We start from the raw sequence: 16,195 nt of genomic DNA, 5'->3' as shown, positions 1-16,195 counted from the left end.
GCAAAACCGCTTTTTACCGCTTGCGGGCCTGTTCCCCGCCAGAGTCAGGATGGAGATAACACCATGGAAGGTATTTCGATCAGACAGAAGTTGATCCTGGGCTGTGTGGTACCCCTGCTGGCACTGGTGCTGCTGGTGATCGGGGCTATCCAGGCGATGTCCCAGCTGATGGCTGGCATGAACAGCATGTATCAGGGAGAGGTGGTGCAGCTCAAGGAGCTCAAGCAGATCGCCGATCTCTACGCGGTCAAGGTGATCGATGCGGCCAACAAGGCCAATGTGGGGGGCTTTGACCCCGCCAGATCGCGCGCTGACATGAGCGCCGCCCAGCAGGAGATCAAGCGCATCTGGCAGGGCTACCGCAGTCAGCCGATGAGCCAGGCGGAGCAGCGGGAAGCCGACCAGATGCAGGGGCTGTTTGCGGCGGCAGACCGGGAGATTGAGACGGTGATGCAGATCCTGGCGGACATGCAGGGGAGCAATCAGGGTCAGCTGGCCGCCCATATCATGCCGCTCTATCGAGTGATCGACCCGGTCAGCGACGGGATCAGCGCCCTGGTGGAGTATCAGCTGAAGGAGGCCGAAAAGAACATGACCGAGCTCAACGGGCTCAGGGTGCAGCTCAACCGGCTGTTTATCTTGCTGCTGGTGGTCGGCGGCGCCTGCATCCTGTTCTTCGGGGTGTGGGCCGGGCGCAGCGTCAGCCAGCCCCTGGCTGCCATGGGGGGATCTTGCGCGGCATGCAGCGGGAGCTCGATCTGAGCAAGCTGGCGCCGGTGCTGCGCAAGGACGAGATGGGCGGGCTGGCCCACTCCCTCAACGATGTGATCTGCCATTTTCGCGAGCTCATCACCCAGATCAACGGCATGGCGGAGCAGCTCGCCAGGGAGTCGGCCCAGCTGGCCCATATCGGCGTCGAGAGCCGCCAGCGCTTCGCCCAGCAGCAGGCCGAGACCGATCAGACCGCGACGGCCATGAACCAGATGAGCGCGACCGTGGCGGAGGTGGCCAACAGCTCGAACCATGCTGCCGATGCGGCGCGCCATGCCGACGGGAGTGCCCGGCACGGTCACCAGATAGTGGCGGACGCCATCCAGTGCATGTCCGGGTTGTCGTCCCAGATCCAGAACACCGCCGCCATGATCACCCAGCTGGCCGATGACAGCCGCAATATCAGCAGCGTGATGGATGCCATTCGCGGCATCGCCGAGCAGACCAACCTGCTGGCGCTCAACGCCGCCATCGAGGCGGCGCGGGCCGGTGATCAGGGGCGGGGATTTGCGGTGGTGGCCGACGAGGTGCGCACCCTGGCCCAGCGTACCCAGCGCTCCACCGAAGAGATCGGCAAGACCATCGTCAAGTTGCAGCAGGGGGCCACTCAGGCGGCGTCCAGCATGGAGCTGGGACTGGATCAGGTGGAGCAGTCCAACCGCACCGTGCTGGCCTGCGGTCAGGCACTCGGCGAGATTGTCAGCTCGGTCAACGTGATCAACGAGATGAATACCCACATCGCCACGGCGGCGGAGGAGCAGAGCAAGGTGGCCGAGGACATCAGCCGCAACGTGGTCAATATCGCCCACATCGCCAGCGAGTCGACACAGGCCGCCTCCCAGTTGAACCAGAGTTGCCACGAGCTGGAACAGCTATCCTGCGAACTCAAGGTGAAGGTGGGGCAGTTCCGCTGCTGACGGGAAGAGGCAGGAAAGAGCAAAGGCAGGATGGAAAAGAGGCGGCCCGGGGCCGCCTCTTTTTATTACCGTTCGCTCACTAGAGCGGGCAGCAATTTAACTGTGGCTGGCTCAGGCCTTGGCCAGCCGACGCTCGATGGCATCCATCAACATGCCGGTGATGTGCACGTCGAAGGCCGCTTCAATCTCGCGGATGCAGGTCGGGCTGGTGACGTTAATCTCGGTCAGCCGATCGCCGATGATGTCGAGGCCGACGAAGATGAGCCCCTTCTCTTTCAGGGTGGGGCCCACCGCGCGGGCGATGGCCCAGTCGGCCTCGCTCAAGGGGCGGGCTTCGCCACGGCCGCCGGCCGCCAGGTTGCCACGGGTCTCCCCCTGGGCCGGGATCCGGGCCAGACAGTAGGGCACCGGCTCACCGTCCACCACCAGCACCCGCTTGTCGCCATCCTTGATGGCGGGCAGATAGGTCTGCGCCATGCAGTACTGGCTGCCGTGCTCGGTGAGGGTCTCGATGATGACGCCGACGTTGGCGTCATCCTCCTTCATGCGGAAGATGGAGGCGCCGCCCATGCCGTCCAGCGGCTTGAGGATGACGTCCTTGTGCTTGGCGTGGAAGGCGCGCAGCTTGTCGGCACGGCGGGTCACCAGCGTGGTCGGGGTGTGCTCGGCAAACCAGGCGGTGTAGAGCTTCTCGTTGGCGTCGCGCAGGCTCTGCGGCTTGTTGACGATGAGGCAGCCTTCATCCTCGGCCCGCTCCAGCATGTAGGTGGCGTAGATGAACTCAGTGTCGAAGGGGGGATCCTTGCGCATCAGGATCACGTCCAGGCTGGAGAGCGGTTGATCCACCACCTCGCCCAGCGTGTACCAGTCGGCATAGTCATATTTGACGGTGAGCGGACGCATGGTACCGAAGGCGCGACCGGCCTCCATGTAGAGGTCTTTCATCTCCAGATAGAACAGCTCGTAGCCGCGCTTTTGCGCCTCTTCGAGCATGGCGAAGCTGGAGTCCTTCTTGATGTTGATGGCCGAGATGGGGTCCATCACGATGCCGAGTTTAATGGTCATCCGCTGTTCCTTCTTAATGGCTCGAGGGGGTTGTAGGGTCGATTAGCGCAGCGTAATCGGCCGCTTGCGGCTGCATCGATGTTGCCATGGGGCTGCTCGATGCGGCCCATGGTATCAAGCGAGATCGCCGAAGCGGCACTGCAGCGCAGTAATCGCCGTCAGGGCGGCGGTTTCGGTGCGCAGCACCCGCGGCCCCAGCAGCATCTCTTTGAAATCTTCCTGCACGGTACGGGCGATCTCGTCGCTCGACAAGCCCCCTTCCGGGCCGATCAGCAGGCGCACGCCGTGCTCAGGGATGGGCAGGGTGTTGATGCTGTAAGGGGCGCGCGGGTGCAGGTTGAGCTTGAGCTCCTGGGTCTCTTCCGCCAGCCAGGCGTCGAGCTCCATCGGCATGCGCACTTCGGGCACGGTATTGCGGCCGCACTGCTCGCAGGCGCTGATCACCACCTTCTGCCACTGCTCGCGTTTTTTTTCCAGCCGATCGGCCGGCAGCTTGACGCCGCAGCGCTCGGAGAAGAGCGGGGTGATGCAGGTGACGCCCAGCTCCACCGATTTCTGGATGGTGAAGTCCATCTTGTCGCCGCGGCTGATCACCTGACCGAGGTGGATGGCCAGCGGGGATTCCACCGAGCGGGTGTCGCAGCTGTCGATGGTCACTTCCACCGACTTCTTGCCGACGCTGGCGATGGTGGCGGGGTACTGGTTGCCGTCGCCGTTGAACAGCTCGAGCTGCTGGCCAGGCTGCATGCGCAGCACCCGGCCGATGTGGTTGGCGCCGTCTTCCGACAGGGCGAGGGTCTGGCCCACCTGCAGGGCGGCCGGTTCATAGATACGTGGAATGCGCATGGCTCAGTGTCAGTCTCTGGTTCAAGAAGAGGGATTTTAAATCCCTTGTGTCCATAGATGGGGTTATCGGCACTGCTTTTCAATAAAGGGGTTGGTATTGCCCTGCAGCTTGCCGATGCGGCGGTTGCGCTCGCACTCCCAGCCGTCGGCCGGGTACTGCCTGTCCCAGGCTTCGAACAGTTTACGCTGTTGCGCCGCCAGACGCAGCCCATACTGCTGGCTCATGTAGAGGTAGGCGCGGGCGATCTGGCCGCGTACCGGCCCCTTGGGCGGCTGCACCTGACGATTTTTGAAGTCCACCAGCATCTGGCACTGGCCGTACTGATCCGGGGTGCCGTTCCAGTCGGAGAAGCGGAAGTTGGCCCGATCGCCGTTCACCTCACCGATGGCGGGGAAGAGGTTGTGCATGTCCCCCTCCATCTGGTTGAACTCGTCGCTCTTGCCGCAATTCTTGCGGCCGCCCTGTTGCCAGCACTGCAGCTGGTGGCCGAACTCCCAGGCCGGTACCACGTGCTCCCACTCGATGCGGGCGGCGCGCTTGGGCTGCTTGCGCGGCTCATAGCCGCAGCTGGCCAGATCCGGGCTCATTTTCTTGCCCTGATAGTCAATCTTGCAGCCGCAATAGAAGGTGACCGGGTGATCCTGATAGAGGCGGTTCAGATCCTGTTTGGCGGCGCGAAAAGTCTGGGCATGCAGGGGCAGGCTGACCAGCAGGGTCAGGACGAGAGAGAGCAGGGGACGAAACATGGTGATCCTTGGCAAATGAGATGGTTGGCGGAAAAAGCAGAGAGGCACCCTAGCACAGGGACGCGACACCGGCTGGCTTACTGCGACGAGCCAACCCGTTCCAGCGGCTGCTTGCAGCGGCGGCAGTGGTAGCGGGCCTCGCCGCGCACCACCTTGTTGTGGCGGCGCACCGACAGCTGATGCTGCTGGCAGAGGCAGCGATAGGGGATGGTCGGCTGCGCCAGTACCGCCAGATCGAAGCTGTGGGTGGTTCTGGGCTCAAGGCCGAACACCTCCCGCATCACCGATTGCCACTGGCGGCCGTGAGGCAGCACCCGCGATCTGCCACGCCCTTCGCCGCTATGTTCACCCCAAAGGGCATAAACCAGCAGGTGGGCCACCTCGTGGGGCACCACCTCGGCCAGAAACGCCTGCTGGTTGGCCTGATAGAGGGCCGGGTTGAAGCGCAGCTCCCAGGTCTGCAGCCGCGCCGATCCCGCCGCCCGACCGCGCATGTTGCAATGGACTTGCGGGCGGGGAAAGGGGCGGCCAAGGCGCGCTTCGGCCTGCACAAAACAGGCGTCGACACGGGCGAGCAACCGATCGTGCAGGGCGAGATCGAGGCGGGTAGCGGTGGCGGACATCGGGTTCTCGGCAAATGGCGGACAAGCAAAAGGGGAGCCAGGCTCCCCTTTATACCACAAGCGTGACGCTTACAGACCGGCGGCGGAACGCAGCAGCTCGGCCTTGTCGGTCTGCTCCCACGGGAACTCGTTGCGACCGAAGTGACCGTAGGCGGCAGTGGCCTGGTAGATCGGACGCTTCAGATCCAGCATCTGGATCAGGCCATACGGGCGCAGTTCGAAGTGCTCGCGTACCAGCTTGACCAGCAGATCCTCGGCGACCTTGGCAGTGCCGAAGGTTTCGACGCTGATGGAGGTCGGCTCGGCCACGCCGATGGCGTAGGAGATCTGGATCTCGCAGCGATCGGCCAGACCGGCGGCGACGATGTTCTTGGCCACGTAGCGGGCGGCGTAGGCAGCAGAGCGGTCAACCTTGGACGGATCCTTGCCGGAGAAGGCGCCACCACCGTGACGGGCCATGCCGCCGTAGGTGTCGACGATGATCTTGCGACCGGTCAGACCGCAGTCACCCATCGGGCCGCCGATGACGAAACGGCCGGTCGGGTTGATGAAGTATTTGGTGTCCTTGTTGACCCACTCGGCCGGCAGTACCGGCTTGATGATCTCTTCGCGCACCGCTTCCACCAGATCCTTGTGGCTGATGGATTCGGCGTGCTGGGTAGACAGCACCACGGCATCCACACCGATGATCTTGCCGGCGTCGTCGTAGGCGAAGGTCAGCTGGCTCTTGGCATCCGGACGCAGCCACGGCAGGGTGCCGTTCTTGCGCACTTCAGCCTGACGTTTCACCAGCAGGTGAGAGTAGGTGATGGGGGCCGGCATCAGCACGTCGGTTTCGTTGGTGGCGTAGCCGAACATCAGGCCCTGGTCGCCCGCGCCCTGTTCCAGCGGATCGCTGCGGTCAACACCCTGGTTGATGTCCGGGGACTGCTTGCCGATGGCGTTCAGCACGGCGCAGGAGTCGGCATCGAAGCCCATGTCGGAGTGGGTGTAGCCGATGTCGCGCACGGTGTCGCGCACGATCTGCTCGATGTCTACCCAGGCGGTGGTGGTTACTTCACCGGCCACCATGACCATGCCGGTCTTGACCAGGGTCTCGCAGGCGACACGGGCCTTGGTGTCTTGCTTGAGGATGGCGTCCAGGACCGCATCGGAGATCTGGTCCGCAATCTTGTCGGGATGGCCTTCGGAGACCGACTCGGAAGTAAACAGCTTTGCCATGATGGGATTCTCAGCTTGTCTGGGGTTATCGCCGCAGCAATAACCGGGTGATGATAGGATGATTGTAGAGGTATCTACATCTGGACGTCCATTTTAGTTAGCGCCCCCCTCGATTGCCAGCACTATTTTGGTTTTGCCGCCCCCTGGCCGAACAAGATCCGCGCTTTACCCCATTTGGGGTGTAAAGCGGTTACGGCTCAATCGTTTGCCCTGTCAAGAAAAGCGATTGAGCTCCCAAAGCCACTTTATTCGCCCAGATAATATTTGCACGCCGCGCCCCCTGCTGGGACAATAACGCGCCTTAATCTTGGCCATCAAATGAAGCAATCGCAGGAGATACAGATGCCTTCTCGTAAAGAGCTTGCCAATGCCATTCGCGCATTGAGTATGGATGCCGTTCAAAAAGCCAACTCCGGTCACCCGGGCGCCCCCATGGGAATGGCGGATATCGCCGAAGTGTTGTGGCGCAGCCACCTCAAACATAACCCGAACAACCCCAAGTGGGCCGACCGCGACCGTTTCATTCTCTCCAACGGCCACGGCTCCATGCTGCTGTACTCCCTGCTGCACCTCTCCGGTTATGACCTCTCCATCGACGATCTGAAAAACTTCCGCCAGCTGCACTCTCGCACCCCGGGTCACCCGGAGTACGGTTACGCGCCGGGCGTTGAAACCACTACCGGTCCGCTGGGTCAGGGCATCACCAATGCCGTCGGCATGGCGATCGCCGAGAAGGCCATGGCCGAGCAGTTCAACCAGCCGGGTCACGACATCGTCGACCACTACACCTACGCCTTCATGGGCGACGGCTGCCTGATGGAAGGTATCTCCCACGAAGCCTGCTCCCTGGCCGGTACCCTGCAACTGGGCAAACTGATTGCATTCTGGGATGACAACGGCATCTCCATCGACGGTCACGTGGAAGGCTGGTTCACCGACGACACCGTCAAGCGCTTCGAAGCTTACGGCTGGCACGTGATTGCCGCCGTTGACGGCCACAGCCCGGAAGCGATCAACGCTGCCATCGAAGCCGCCAAGGCCGAGACCGGCAAGCCGACCCTGATCTGCTGCCGCACCATCATCGGTTACGGTTCCCCGAACAAGTCCGGTTCCCACGACTGCCACGGCTCACCGCTGGGCAACGACGAGATCGCCGCCGCCCGTGCCTTCCTGAAGTGGGACCACGCGCCGTTCGTTATCCCGTCCGACATCGCTGCCGAGTGGAACGGTCAGGAGAAGGGCGCCAAACTGGAAGCCGACTGGGCTGCCAAGTTCGCCGCCTATGAAGCCGCTCACCCGACCCTGGCTGCCGAATTCAAGCGCCGTACCGCTGGCGAACTGCCGGCCAACTGGGCCGCTGAGTCCGCCAAGATCATCGAAACCCTGCAAGCCAACCCGGCCAAGATCGCGACCCGTAAAGCCTCCCAGAACTCGCTGGAAGCCTTCGGCAAGCTGCTGCCGGAGTTCATGGGCGGTTCTGCCGACTTGGCGCCGTCCAACCTGACCATGTGGTCCGGTTCCAAGTCCCTGACCAACGACGATGCTTCCGGCAACTACATCCACTACGGTGTACGCGAGTTCGGCATGTCCGCCATCATGAACGGTATCGCCCTGCACGGTGGTTTCATCCCCTACGGCGCCACCTTCCTGATGTTCATGGAATACGCCCGCAACGCCCTGCGCATGGCCGCCCTGATGAAGCAGCGCGCCATCTTCGTTTACACCCACGACTCCATCGGTCTGGGTGAAGATGGCCCGACTCACCAGCCGGTCGAGCAGATCGCTTCCCTGCGTCTGACCCCGAACATGAGCACCTGGCGTCCCTGTGACCAGGTTGAATCCGCCATCGCCTGGAAGCACGCCATCGAGCGTACCGACGGCCCGACTGCGCTGATTTTCTCTCGTCAGAACCTGGCCCAGATGGACCGCAGCGCCCAGCAACTGGCCGATACCGCCAAGGGGGGCTATGTGCTGAAGGATTGCGCTGGCAAGCCTGAGCTGATCCTGATCGCCACCGGTTCCGAAGTGGAACTGGCCGTTGCCGCCTATGAGCAGCTGACTGCCAAGGGCCGTGCCGTGCGCGTGGTCTCCATGCCGGCCACCGACGTGTTCGACGCTCAATCTGCCGAGTACAAAGAGTCCGTCCTGCCGGCCTCCGTCACCAAGCGTGTGGCCATCGAAGCCGGCATCGCCGACTACTGGTACAAGTACGTGGGCTTTGGCGGCAAGATCATCGGTATGACCACCTTCGGTGAGTCCGCACCGGCCGAGCTGCTGTTCAAGGAATTCGGCTTTACCGTGGAAAACGTGGTTGCGACCGCAGAGTCCCTGTAATTCCTGATCGTTGGGCCACTCTGGCCCAATAGCCGGAACGATAAAACGCCCTCCATCGCAAGATGGGGGGCGTTTTTATTGGATCAAGCACAGTATAAATAACCACTATAAAATCACTTCTTCATTTACCTGAACAATAAATGTCGATTTTTATATATTATTTGAACTATATTGGAGCTGATTACCCTGGATTTAAATTATTAATTTTCTGTAAGTGAAACTATCACTGAGGAGAGCCTTTGGATACAAGTTTAATAGTCGCATTTGTTGGATTGATTGGTGTATTAGCGAGTGCGCTTGTGCAATATAAACTAGGTCGTTTGAATGAAAAGTCAAAAAAAGAGGAAGAGGTCAAAACTCAAGCATACTTGGATTTTGTGAATGTAGTCTCTGAAATTGCTAGCTCATCCAAGAGTGGTAATAGAACTGTTGAGAGTGAGCTACATAGAAAACTAGTAAGCTCTAAAGCTAGAGTCGTACTGTTAGGCAGTGATAAAGTTGTAAGAAGTGTTAGTGCTTTTTTCTGTAAGCATCAGCAACTTAACACTGCAGAGGCTTATAATGACTTTACATTGGTTTTGTTGGAGATGAGAAGAGATGTATCGGTAAAAAACAAAATAAATAATGATGAGTTATATATGGCTCTTTTTGGAAAAACGTAGATTAAAATTCATGTTGAGCTCCATGGATGTGGATGTTCATCACTACATAAAAGATGTAATTCTATTTTTTGTTTGATAATTTTCTTGCCTTGTAAAAGAGACCGGCATATAGCCGGTCTCTTTTTATTATTCAGGGCATGTCTTATGCCTGCGGCGGGGTGCTTTCCGCGTTGGACATCACCGCATCAATCTGCACCAGGGCGCCGGCGGGCAGCTCGCTCACGCCAATCACGGTGCGGGCGGGCAGATAGGCCGGGAAGTATTTGGTGTAGATGGCATCCACGTCTGCCAGATCCGCGATGTTCTTCACCTGGATATTGACCTTGACGATATCGTCCATCACGTGGCCGATGCTCTCGACGATGGTCTTGATATGGCCGAGGCACTGGACGGTCTGCTCCTTGACACAACCGGTCAGGATCTTGCCGGTGGCCAGGTCAACCGGCAGCTGGCCGGCGATGTGGTTGTAGTGGGAGAAGGCGACGGTCTGGGTGTGCAGCGGGCTTCTCGGCGCCTTGTCGGTATTGCGGGCGCTGATCACCAGATTGTGTCTGTCTTCCACCAGCTGCGGCGGGGTGCCGTCACCGTGGGAGATGACCGCATCCATCTGCACCCGGGCGCCCTGCGGCAGGGCGGAGGCCACGATCACGCTGCGCGCCGGCAGGTAGGCGACGGCACGGGCAATGGCGGAGTCCGGGAAGAAGGTGGTGTAGACCTCGTTGACGGCGTCCAGATCGGCCAGGCTGGTCAGATAGACGGTGACCTTGACGATATCGTCAAACGGCACATCGATGCTCTCCAGCACGTGCTTGATGTTGCGCAGGCACTGGCCAGCCTGTTGCTGGATGCCACCGGCGACCAGCTGGCCTGAGGCCGCATCGACCGGTAGTTGCGCGCCTATGTTGTTGTAGTGGGAGAAGGCGACGGTATGGGTCGAGAGCGGATCCTGCGGCGCCTTGTCGCTGTTGCGGGAGAGCTTCAGCAGGGGGCAGGGGGCCTGCGGGAAGGTGCCTTCACCGTTGGAGATGAGCGCGTCCATCTGCACGGCGGCGCCGAGCGGCAGACCAGCCACCGCCAGCACGGTGCGGGTCGGCAGCAGGTGGGGGAAGAACTCGCCATAGACGGCGTTGACCGCGTCGAGATCGGCAATCTCTTTGAGAAACACCGTGATTTTGACCACGTCATCCATCACATGATCGATGCTCTCGACGATGGCCTTGATATTGGTGAGGCATTGCCTGGCCTGCGCCTTGATATCCCCTGCGACCAGCGCGCCTGTTTTCGGGTCGACCGGCAGCTGGGCGGAGATATTGTTGTAGTGGGAGAACGCCACGCTCTGGGTGCTGGGGCTCAGATCCTGCGGTGCATTGGCGGTATTTCTGGCTGACTTGATGATGGTACCACTCATGGCGATACTCCTTTTTCGTTTTTGATGTAGGGTCAGGCCGCGTTGCTCTTCCCTGGCCGAATGCGTCACGCAGGGCGATACCCATGATGGCGGCAACAGTTGCCCGTTCCCGCCGCAGGGCGACGGGGCAAGGGACCATGGTCATCACTGTGTAAAGCCTTGTGCCGGTGCCGCCGGCGCGTGCAAACGGATAAGGGAGAAATAAATCGGCTTGATGATTCAGACGGGAGGATTCTAGGGGGCGTTCGCCAGCGGATGCAAACCGGGATCCGGTTTCTATGAGGTGGCTCAACAGAGTGAAATATATTCACTTTGCTATTCAATGCATGACCAGAATGGCCAATAAAGGTGATGGCGCTCCCACTTTTTGCCATGCAGGCGGCTGATGGTGCCTTTATTTTCGTCAATTCAGGTTACCAGCTGTAAATCCCAGGTTAATAAATCTGACCAACTTGCAGGATATTATCCCGGTTTTGCATAGCTATTTATTTTTCGGCCTGGTGAAGGGCTTTTCATAAGGCCAAAAATATGCCTGAAGTGAGCCGAAAGAGAGCCATTGAAATAACATTCAGCCCATCTGCATGGCAATAAGCTGGAGTGGCAAGAGCGGATGGAAATGAGGGGCACCGTTCACGGCCGGATACGGCAACCAGGCGGGAAGGATGCAACCCTGCATATGCCATATATTTTCAGCGCTGCGAACAGGGCCTGGCTGCGCTGGCGCGATGCGTCAGCTGCCTGTCTGAGGGAAGGGCACGGCGCATTTACCCGGCCTCTGGCAGCCAATACTGTGAGAGCGAGTCAACCCATGATGGAGAGAGTCCCATGACCGAGAAGCTGATTGACGACAAGCAACCGACCCCGGATCCGGCGGAGCAGAATGCCTTTTTCCCTTCCCCCTATTCATTGAGCCAGTTCACTTCGCGCAAGTCGGATCTGGCGGGGGCCGACTATCCCGCCCCCTATCGCGGCGGTCGCTGGAAGATCCTGTTGATCGGGGCCGATGAGCGCTATCTGCCCACCGACAACGGCACCCTGTTCTCTACCGGCAACCACCCGGTGGAAACCCTGCTGCCCATGTATCACCTCGACAAGGCAGGCTTTGCCTTTGAGGTGGCCACCCTGTCGGGCAATCCGGTCAAGTTCGAGTGGTGGGCCATGCCGACGGAGGATGAGGCGGTGGTGGGGCTCTATGGCAAATACCAGGGGCAGTTCCGCCAGCCCGCCAAACTGGCGGATCTGCTGGCGCGGGTGCAGGCCCCCGACTCGGACTGCCTCGGCGTGTTCATTCCCGGCGGGCACGGCGCCCTGCTGGGGCTGCCCGAGAGCGCCGAGGTCAAGGCACTGCTGGAGTGGGCGATGGCCCACGAGCGTTTCATCATCACCCTCTGCCACGGGCCGGCGGCCTTGCTGGCGGTGGCCAATCCGCACACCTTCGCCGGCTACCGGATCTGCGCCTTCCCGGATACGCTGGATGAGCAGACGCCGGCGATCGGCTACATGCCGGGCCGGCTCACCTGGAAGTTTGGCGAACGGCTCAAGGGGATGGGGTTTGAGATCGTCAACAGCGGCATCTCGGGGGAGGTGTGTCGGGATCGCAATCTGCTGACCGGTGACAGCCCGCTGGCCGGCAATCCGCTCGGCAAGCTGGCCGCCACTACCCTGCTGGAGGCAGTGAGCCGCCGATAGCGTCACGCCCTTGCAAGAGGGGCTGGTAGAACAGGCAGGAAATGAAACCGCAGGGCCGTCGAGTGACGGCCCTGCTCTATTGGGTCTGGACCAGGTCTGGCTCAGGCGGGATAGAGGGCACCCAGCACGGCGGGGCGGCTGGCACCAGTGACGGCCGGCAGGTTGCCGGGTTGGAGGTGGATAAAGCGCTGCGCCAGCCAGGCAAACGCCGCGCCTTCCATCCAGTCGGGGGCGATCCCCAGCTCGGCCGTGTTGGCGATGCGCCAGCCGGGCAGCAGGCTGGTCAGCTCCGCCAGCAGCGGGGCGTTATGGGCGCCGCCGCCGCAGACATACAGCTCGGGCCGGCTCTGCGCATCAGCCAGTTTGGGCAGTTGGCGGACGATGCTGTGGCAGGTGAGCGCCTGCAGGGTGCGCTGCACATCCGCCGGGGCATGGGCGCGGCCGGCCAGCTCGCCATCGAGCCAATCGAGGGTAAACATCTCCCGCCCGGTGCTCTTGGGGTGGGGGGCGGCAAAGTAGGGGTGAGCCAGCAGTTGCTCCAGCAGTGCAGGGATAAGCCTGCCGCTGGCCGCCCACTGGCCGCCGGCATCGTAACCGGCACCCTGGGGGTGATGGCGGCGATACCAGCCGTCGAGCAGGGTGTTGGCCGGGCCGGTATCAAAGCCATAGACGCCGTCTGCCTGGCCCGGCAGCACCGAGATATTGGCGATGCCGCCTAGGTTGAGCACCACCCGCAGGGCGCCGGGGCGGGCAAAGAAGGCTTGATGGAAGGCGGGCACCAGTGGCGCCCCCTGACCGCCGAGGGCCATGTCCATGGTGCGAAAGTCGGCCACCACATCGATGCCGGTCAGCGCCGCCAGCAGGGCCGCGTTGCCGATCTGCAGGGTAAAGCCGAGCTGGGGGCGGTGGCGGATGGTCTGGCCGTGGCTGCCGAGGGCACGAATATCTTTTGGAGTCAGCCCCGCCTTGGCCAGCAGGGCATGGGTGGCGGCGGCAAACTCGCGGGCGACCAGGTTGTCGGCCACCCCCATGCGGTCGATCTCGTTGTCGCCCGGGGTGCAGAGGGCGTGCAGCTCGTGGGCGGTCTCCGCTGGCCAGGGGTGGCACAGCGCCGCCTCTACTCGAAGCGCGTCCCTACCCATCGTCACCAGCACGGCGTCGATACCGTCCAGGCTGGTACCGGACATCAAGCCGATATAACGCTCGCTCATGACTGCTCCTTGTGGGTCAATTGCCGCCGTTGGCCCGCTTGTTCTGGGCCAGCTGCAGCTCCGGGCTGTCCAGCTTGGCCAGCTGGGGCATGGCCTGCGCCTTGAAGTTGGCCAGCGCCCGTCCGCTCAGCGTCTCCGCCTGTGGCAGATTGAGGGTGCGCGGGTTCTTGTGTACACCGCCCACCACGAATTCATAGTGCAGGTGCGGCCCGGTGACCCGTCCGGTCCCCCCCAGATTGCCGATGGTCTGGCCCTGCTTCACCCGCTGCCCCTTGTTGACGGTGCGCTTGGAGAGGTGCAGGTACTTGGTCACGTAGTTGCCGGCGTGCTTGATGAAGACGTAGTTGCCGTTGAACTGGTTGTAGCCGGCAGCCACCACGCTGCCTGAGCCCGCCGCCATGATGGGGGTCCCCACCGGCGCCACGTAGTCGATGCCGTTGTGGGGACGCACCTTGCCGGTGACCGGGTGCAGCCGGCGCGGATTGAAGTTGGAGCTGATGTACTTGAAGTTGACCGGCGCGCGCAGGAAGCTCTTGCGCATCGCCTTGCCATCCGGGGTGTAGTAGTTGCCATCCTCGTTCAGCACGGCGCGGTAGGTGGCACCCTGGTTGACGAACTCGGCGGCCAGGATGTCGCCGGAGGCAACCCGCTCGTCATCCTGATACTTCTCTTCGTAGACCACCCGGAAGCTGTCGCCCGGCTGCAGGTCCTGGGCGAAGTCGATGTCCCAGCCGAAGATGGCGGCGAGATCCATGATCTGATCTTCGGTCATGCCGGCGTCGACGGCGGCGCCCCAGAAGCTGGAGCGGATCTCGCCCTTGGCCACCTGTTCGCGGGTGTCGAGTTCGAGCTTGACCGGTCTGGCCACGAAGCTGTCGGCTTTGCGGCTCACCTTGAGCGCCTGCTCCAGGCTGTGGGGGTAGTAGAGGCTGTGCAGCTCGCCGCCTTTGGTGAGCTTGAAGGTGAGCTCCTGGCCCGGCTTGAGCAGGCGCAGGGTATCCGTGCCCTCGAGCTGATCGATCAGGTGCAGATCCGTGGTGCTGAGGCCGAGGCGCTGGAAGATGACTCCCATGTTGTCGCCGCTGCGTACCTTCACCTGCTTGGTGATGTAGCTCGGCTTGGGCGGGGCGACGGGCTTGGCTTCGGCCAGCAGCGCCTCCTCGTCGACCTGCTGCTCCATGGCCAGCTCGTTGCCGTTGTCATCGACCCGGGTGGCGACCGCCTGTTCGCTGGGCCAGGCCGCCAGCATCATCACCATGATGCTCAGGATCAGCACCATCTTGCGGTGCCAGTGAGGGAGAGAGTTGAAGGCGTGCCAAATGACCATGAGAAGCAGACGAAGTTGAGCCGGGAAGAATGTCGGAGTTTACCGCCTTTCCAATTGGCCCGCCATTCCAGTAATATGTCTGGCCCTGTGGAATCGTGATTGGAGAGTCAAAAAATGTCCCAGCTCGAGGTGGCGCTAGCCGAGATCAAGCGCGGAGCGGAAGAAATTCTGGTGGAAGAAGAACTGGTCGCCAAGTTGAAGGAAGGGCGCCCGCTGCGCATCAAGTTGGGGATGGACCCGACGGCTCCCGACATTCATCTGGGTCATACCGTGATCCTCAACAAGCTGAAGACCTTCCAGGATCTGGGCCATGAAGTGATCCTGCTGATCGGTGACTTCACCGCCATGGTGGGTGATCCCTCCGGCAAGAACGCCACCCGTCCGCCGCTCTCCGAAGAGGCCATCAAGCACAACGCCCTCACCTATGCCGAGCAGGCGTTCAAGATCCTCGATCCCGCCAAGACCCGCATCGAGTACAACTCGACCTGGCTGAGCGAGCTGGGCGCGACCGGCATGATCAAGCTGGCGGCCAAGCAGACCGTGGCCCGCATGATGGAGCGCGATGACTTCAAGAAGCGCTACAGCAACGGCCAGTCCATCGCCATTCACGAATTCCTCTATCCGCTGCTGCAAGGCTATGACTCGGTCGCGCTGAAGGCGGACGTCGAGCTGGGCGGTACCGACCAGAAGTTCAACCTGCTGATGGGCCGCGAGCTGCAAAAAGATGCCGGCATGGCGACCCAGTGCGTGCTGATGATGCCGCTCTTGGTGGGCCTGGACGGCGTCAAGAAGATGTCCAAGTCCGCTGCCAACTACATCGGCGTGCACGACGCCCCGGGCGAGATGTTCGGCAAGATCATGTCCATCACCGACGATCTGATGTGGAACTACTACGAGCTGCTCTCCTTCCGTCCGCTGGCTGAAATTGAAGAGTTCAAGGCGGGCATTGCCGCCGGCACCCTCAACCCGCGTGACGTGAAGATCTGGCTGGCCAAGGAGATCATCGCCCGTTATCACGACGAGGCGGCGGCCGAAGCGGCCCACGAAGACTTCACCCAGCGCTTCTCCAAGAACGCCATTCCGGACGAAATGCCGGAAGTCGAGCTGGCTTTGGAAGGCGAAGGTCTGGCCATTGCCAACCTGCTGAAAGATGCCGATCTGGTGGCCACCACCTCCGAAGCGCTGCGCATGATCAAGCAGGGCGCGGTCAAGGTTGATGGCGAGAAGCTGGAAGATGGCAAGGCACTCATCGGTGCCGGTACCGCCGTCTACCAGGTCGGCAAGCGCAAGTTTGCCCGGGTGACCGTCAAGTAAGTCACCACCACCGGCGCCGCCATAAGAAAGGCCTCCCTTGCGGAGGCCTTTTTGTTGGCT

The 16,195-nt window shown here is 61.4% G+C and carries 12 protein-coding genes and 1 pseudogene; 5 read left to right on the top strand and 8 right to left on the bottom strand.

What is annotated here, in order from left to right:
• Positions 1 to 63: 63 nt before the first annotated feature.
• Positions 64 to 1,688: pseudogene (locus E5E96_RS22805) on the top strand (methyl-accepting chemotaxis protein).
• A 111-nt stretch (positions 1,689 to 1,799) separates the two neighbouring features.
• Here E5E96_RS22805 and gshB read toward each other — a convergent pair.
• The 5 genes from gshB to metK all read right to left on the bottom strand — a co-directional run bounded on the left by gshB (position 1,800) and on the right by metK (position 6,190).
• Entirely contained in the window at positions 1,800 to 2,753 is a 954-nt protein-coding gene (gshB, locus tag E5E96_RS01140; protein WP_017409164.1) for a glutathione synthase, read from the bottom strand.
• A gap of 114 nt (positions 2,754 to 2,867) precedes the next feature.
• On the bottom strand, positions 2,868 to 3,599 hold the full coding sequence (gene rsmE / locus E5E96_RS01135; RefSeq protein WP_043121280.1) for a 16S rRNA (uracil(1498)-N(3))-methyltransferase: 732 nt from the start codon (positions 3,597 to 3,599) through the stop codon (positions 2,868 to 2,870).
• Between the two features lie 63 nt (positions 3,600 to 3,662).
• Positions 3,663 to 4,346, bottom strand: a complete 684-nt coding sequence (locus E5E96_RS01130; RefSeq protein WP_171281385.1) for an endonuclease — start codon at positions 4,344 to 4,346, stop codon at positions 3,663 to 3,665.
• Positions 4,347 to 4,423: 77 nt separating this feature from the next.
• Complete coding sequence (locus E5E96_RS01125; protein WP_171281384.1) at positions 4,424 to 4,969, bottom strand: SprT family zinc-dependent metalloprotease; 546 nt, start codon at positions 4,967 to 4,969, stop codon at positions 4,424 to 4,426.
• A 69-nt stretch (positions 4,970 to 5,038) separates the two neighbouring features.
• On the bottom strand, positions 5,039 to 6,190 hold the full coding sequence (gene metK, locus E5E96_RS01120; RefSeq protein ID WP_011706910.1) for a methionine adenosyltransferase: 1,152 nt from the start codon (positions 6,188 to 6,190) through the stop codon (positions 5,039 to 5,041).
• 342 nt (positions 6,191 to 6,532) lie between these two features.
• Between metK and tkt the strand changes: the two genes are divergently transcribed.
• On the top strand, positions 6,533 to 8,524 hold the full coding sequence (gene tkt / locus E5E96_RS01115; RefSeq protein WP_016351585.1) for a transketolase: 1,992 nt from the start codon (positions 6,533 to 6,535) through the stop codon (positions 8,522 to 8,524).
• A gap of 239 nt (positions 8,525 to 8,763) precedes the next feature.
• Entirely contained in the window at positions 8,764 to 9,186 is a 423-nt protein-coding gene (locus E5E96_RS01110; RefSeq protein ID WP_171281383.1) for a hypothetical protein, read from the top strand.
• A 142-nt stretch (positions 9,187 to 9,328) separates the two neighbouring features.
• Here E5E96_RS01110 and E5E96_RS01105 read toward each other — a convergent pair whose 3' ends face one another.
• Positions 9,329 to 10,594: a RidA family protein gene (locus E5E96_RS01105; protein WP_171281382.1), complete on the bottom strand. Its 1,266-nt coding sequence runs from the start codon at positions 10,592 to 10,594 to the stop codon at positions 9,329 to 9,331.
• An 825-nt stretch (positions 10,595 to 11,419) separates the two neighbouring features.
• On the opposite strand from E5E96_RS01105, the gene hchA reads away from it, so the two are divergent.
• On the top strand, positions 11,420 to 12,283 hold the full coding sequence (gene hchA / locus E5E96_RS01100; protein ID WP_171281381.1) for a glyoxalase III HchA: 864 nt from the start codon (positions 11,420 to 11,422) through the stop codon (positions 12,281 to 12,283).
• A gap of 101 nt (positions 12,284 to 12,384) precedes the next feature.
• Here hchA and E5E96_RS01095 read toward each other — a convergent pair whose 3' ends face one another.
• A complete protein-coding gene (locus E5E96_RS01095) occupies positions 12,385 to 13,494 on the bottom strand; it encodes an anhydro-N-acetylmuramic acid kinase (protein ID WP_171281380.1) in 1,110 nt (369 codons plus the stop codon).
• 16 nt (positions 13,495 to 13,510) lie between these two features.
• A complete protein-coding gene (locus E5E96_RS01090; protein ID WP_065478772.1) occupies positions 13,511 to 14,821 on the bottom strand; it encodes a peptidoglycan DD-metalloendopeptidase family protein in 1,311 nt (436 codons plus the stop codon).
• A 114-nt stretch (positions 14,822 to 14,935) separates the two neighbouring features.
• On the opposite strand from E5E96_RS01090, the gene tyrS reads away from it, so the two are divergent.
• Positions 14,936 to 16,135, top strand: coding sequence for a tyrosine--tRNA ligase (tyrS, locus tag E5E96_RS01085; protein WP_010633247.1), 1,200 nt, complete (start codon positions 14,936 to 14,938; stop codon positions 16,133 to 16,135).
• Positions 16,136 to 16,195 lie beyond the last annotated feature (60 nt).

The organism is Aeromonas sp. 1805 (genome assembly GCF_013085525.1).
Taxonomy (GTDB): Bacteria; Pseudomonadota; Gammaproteobacteria; order Enterobacterales; family Aeromonadaceae; genus Aeromonas; species Aeromonas hydrophila.
This window is presented reverse-complemented; position numbering and strand designations above follow the sequence as displayed.

What these genes read in the sequence shown, in the direction of transcription:
- hchA (WP_171281381.1), top strand. Translation starts at nt 11,420, where the DNA reads ATGACCGAGAAGCTGATTGACGACAAGCAACCGACCCCGGATCCGGCG.
- E5E96_RS01130 (WP_171281385.1), bottom strand. Translation starts at nt 4,346, where the DNA reads ATGTTTCGTCCCCTGCTCTCTCTCGTCCTGACCCTGCTGGTCAGCCTG.
- E5E96_RS01090 (WP_065478772.1), bottom strand. Translation starts at nt 14,821, where the DNA reads ATGGTCATTTGGCACGCCTTCAACTCTCTCCCTCACTGGCACCGCAAG.
- E5E96_RS01125 (WP_171281384.1), bottom strand. Translation starts at nt 4,969, where the DNA reads ATGTCCGCCACCGCTACCCGCCTCGATCTCGCCCTGCACGATCGGTTG.
- gshB (WP_017409164.1), bottom strand. Translation starts at nt 2,753, where the DNA reads ATGACCATTAAACTCGGCATCGTGATGGACCCCATCTCGGCCATCAAC.
- E5E96_RS01095 (WP_171281380.1), bottom strand. Translation starts at nt 13,494, where the DNA reads ATGAGCGAGCGTTATATCGGCTTGATGTCCGGTACCAGCCTGGACGGT.
- tkt (WP_016351585.1), top strand. Translation starts at nt 6,533, where the DNA reads ATGCCTTCTCGTAAAGAGCTTGCCAATGCCATTCGCGCATTGAGTATG.
- tyrS (WP_010633247.1), top strand. Translation starts at nt 14,936, where the DNA reads ATGTCCCAGCTCGAGGTGGCGCTAGCCGAGATCAAGCGCGGAGCGGAA.
- E5E96_RS01105 (WP_171281382.1), bottom strand. Translation starts at nt 10,594, where the DNA reads ATGAGTGGTACCATCATCAAGTCAGCCAGAAATACCGCCAATGCACCG.
- metK (WP_011706910.1), bottom strand. Translation starts at nt 6,190, where the DNA reads ATGGCAAAGCTGTTTACTTCCGAGTCGGTCTCCGAAGGCCATCCCGAC.
- rsmE (WP_043121280.1), bottom strand. Translation starts at nt 3,599, where the DNA reads ATGCGCATTCCACGTATCTATGAACCGGCCGCCCTGCAGGTGGGCCAG.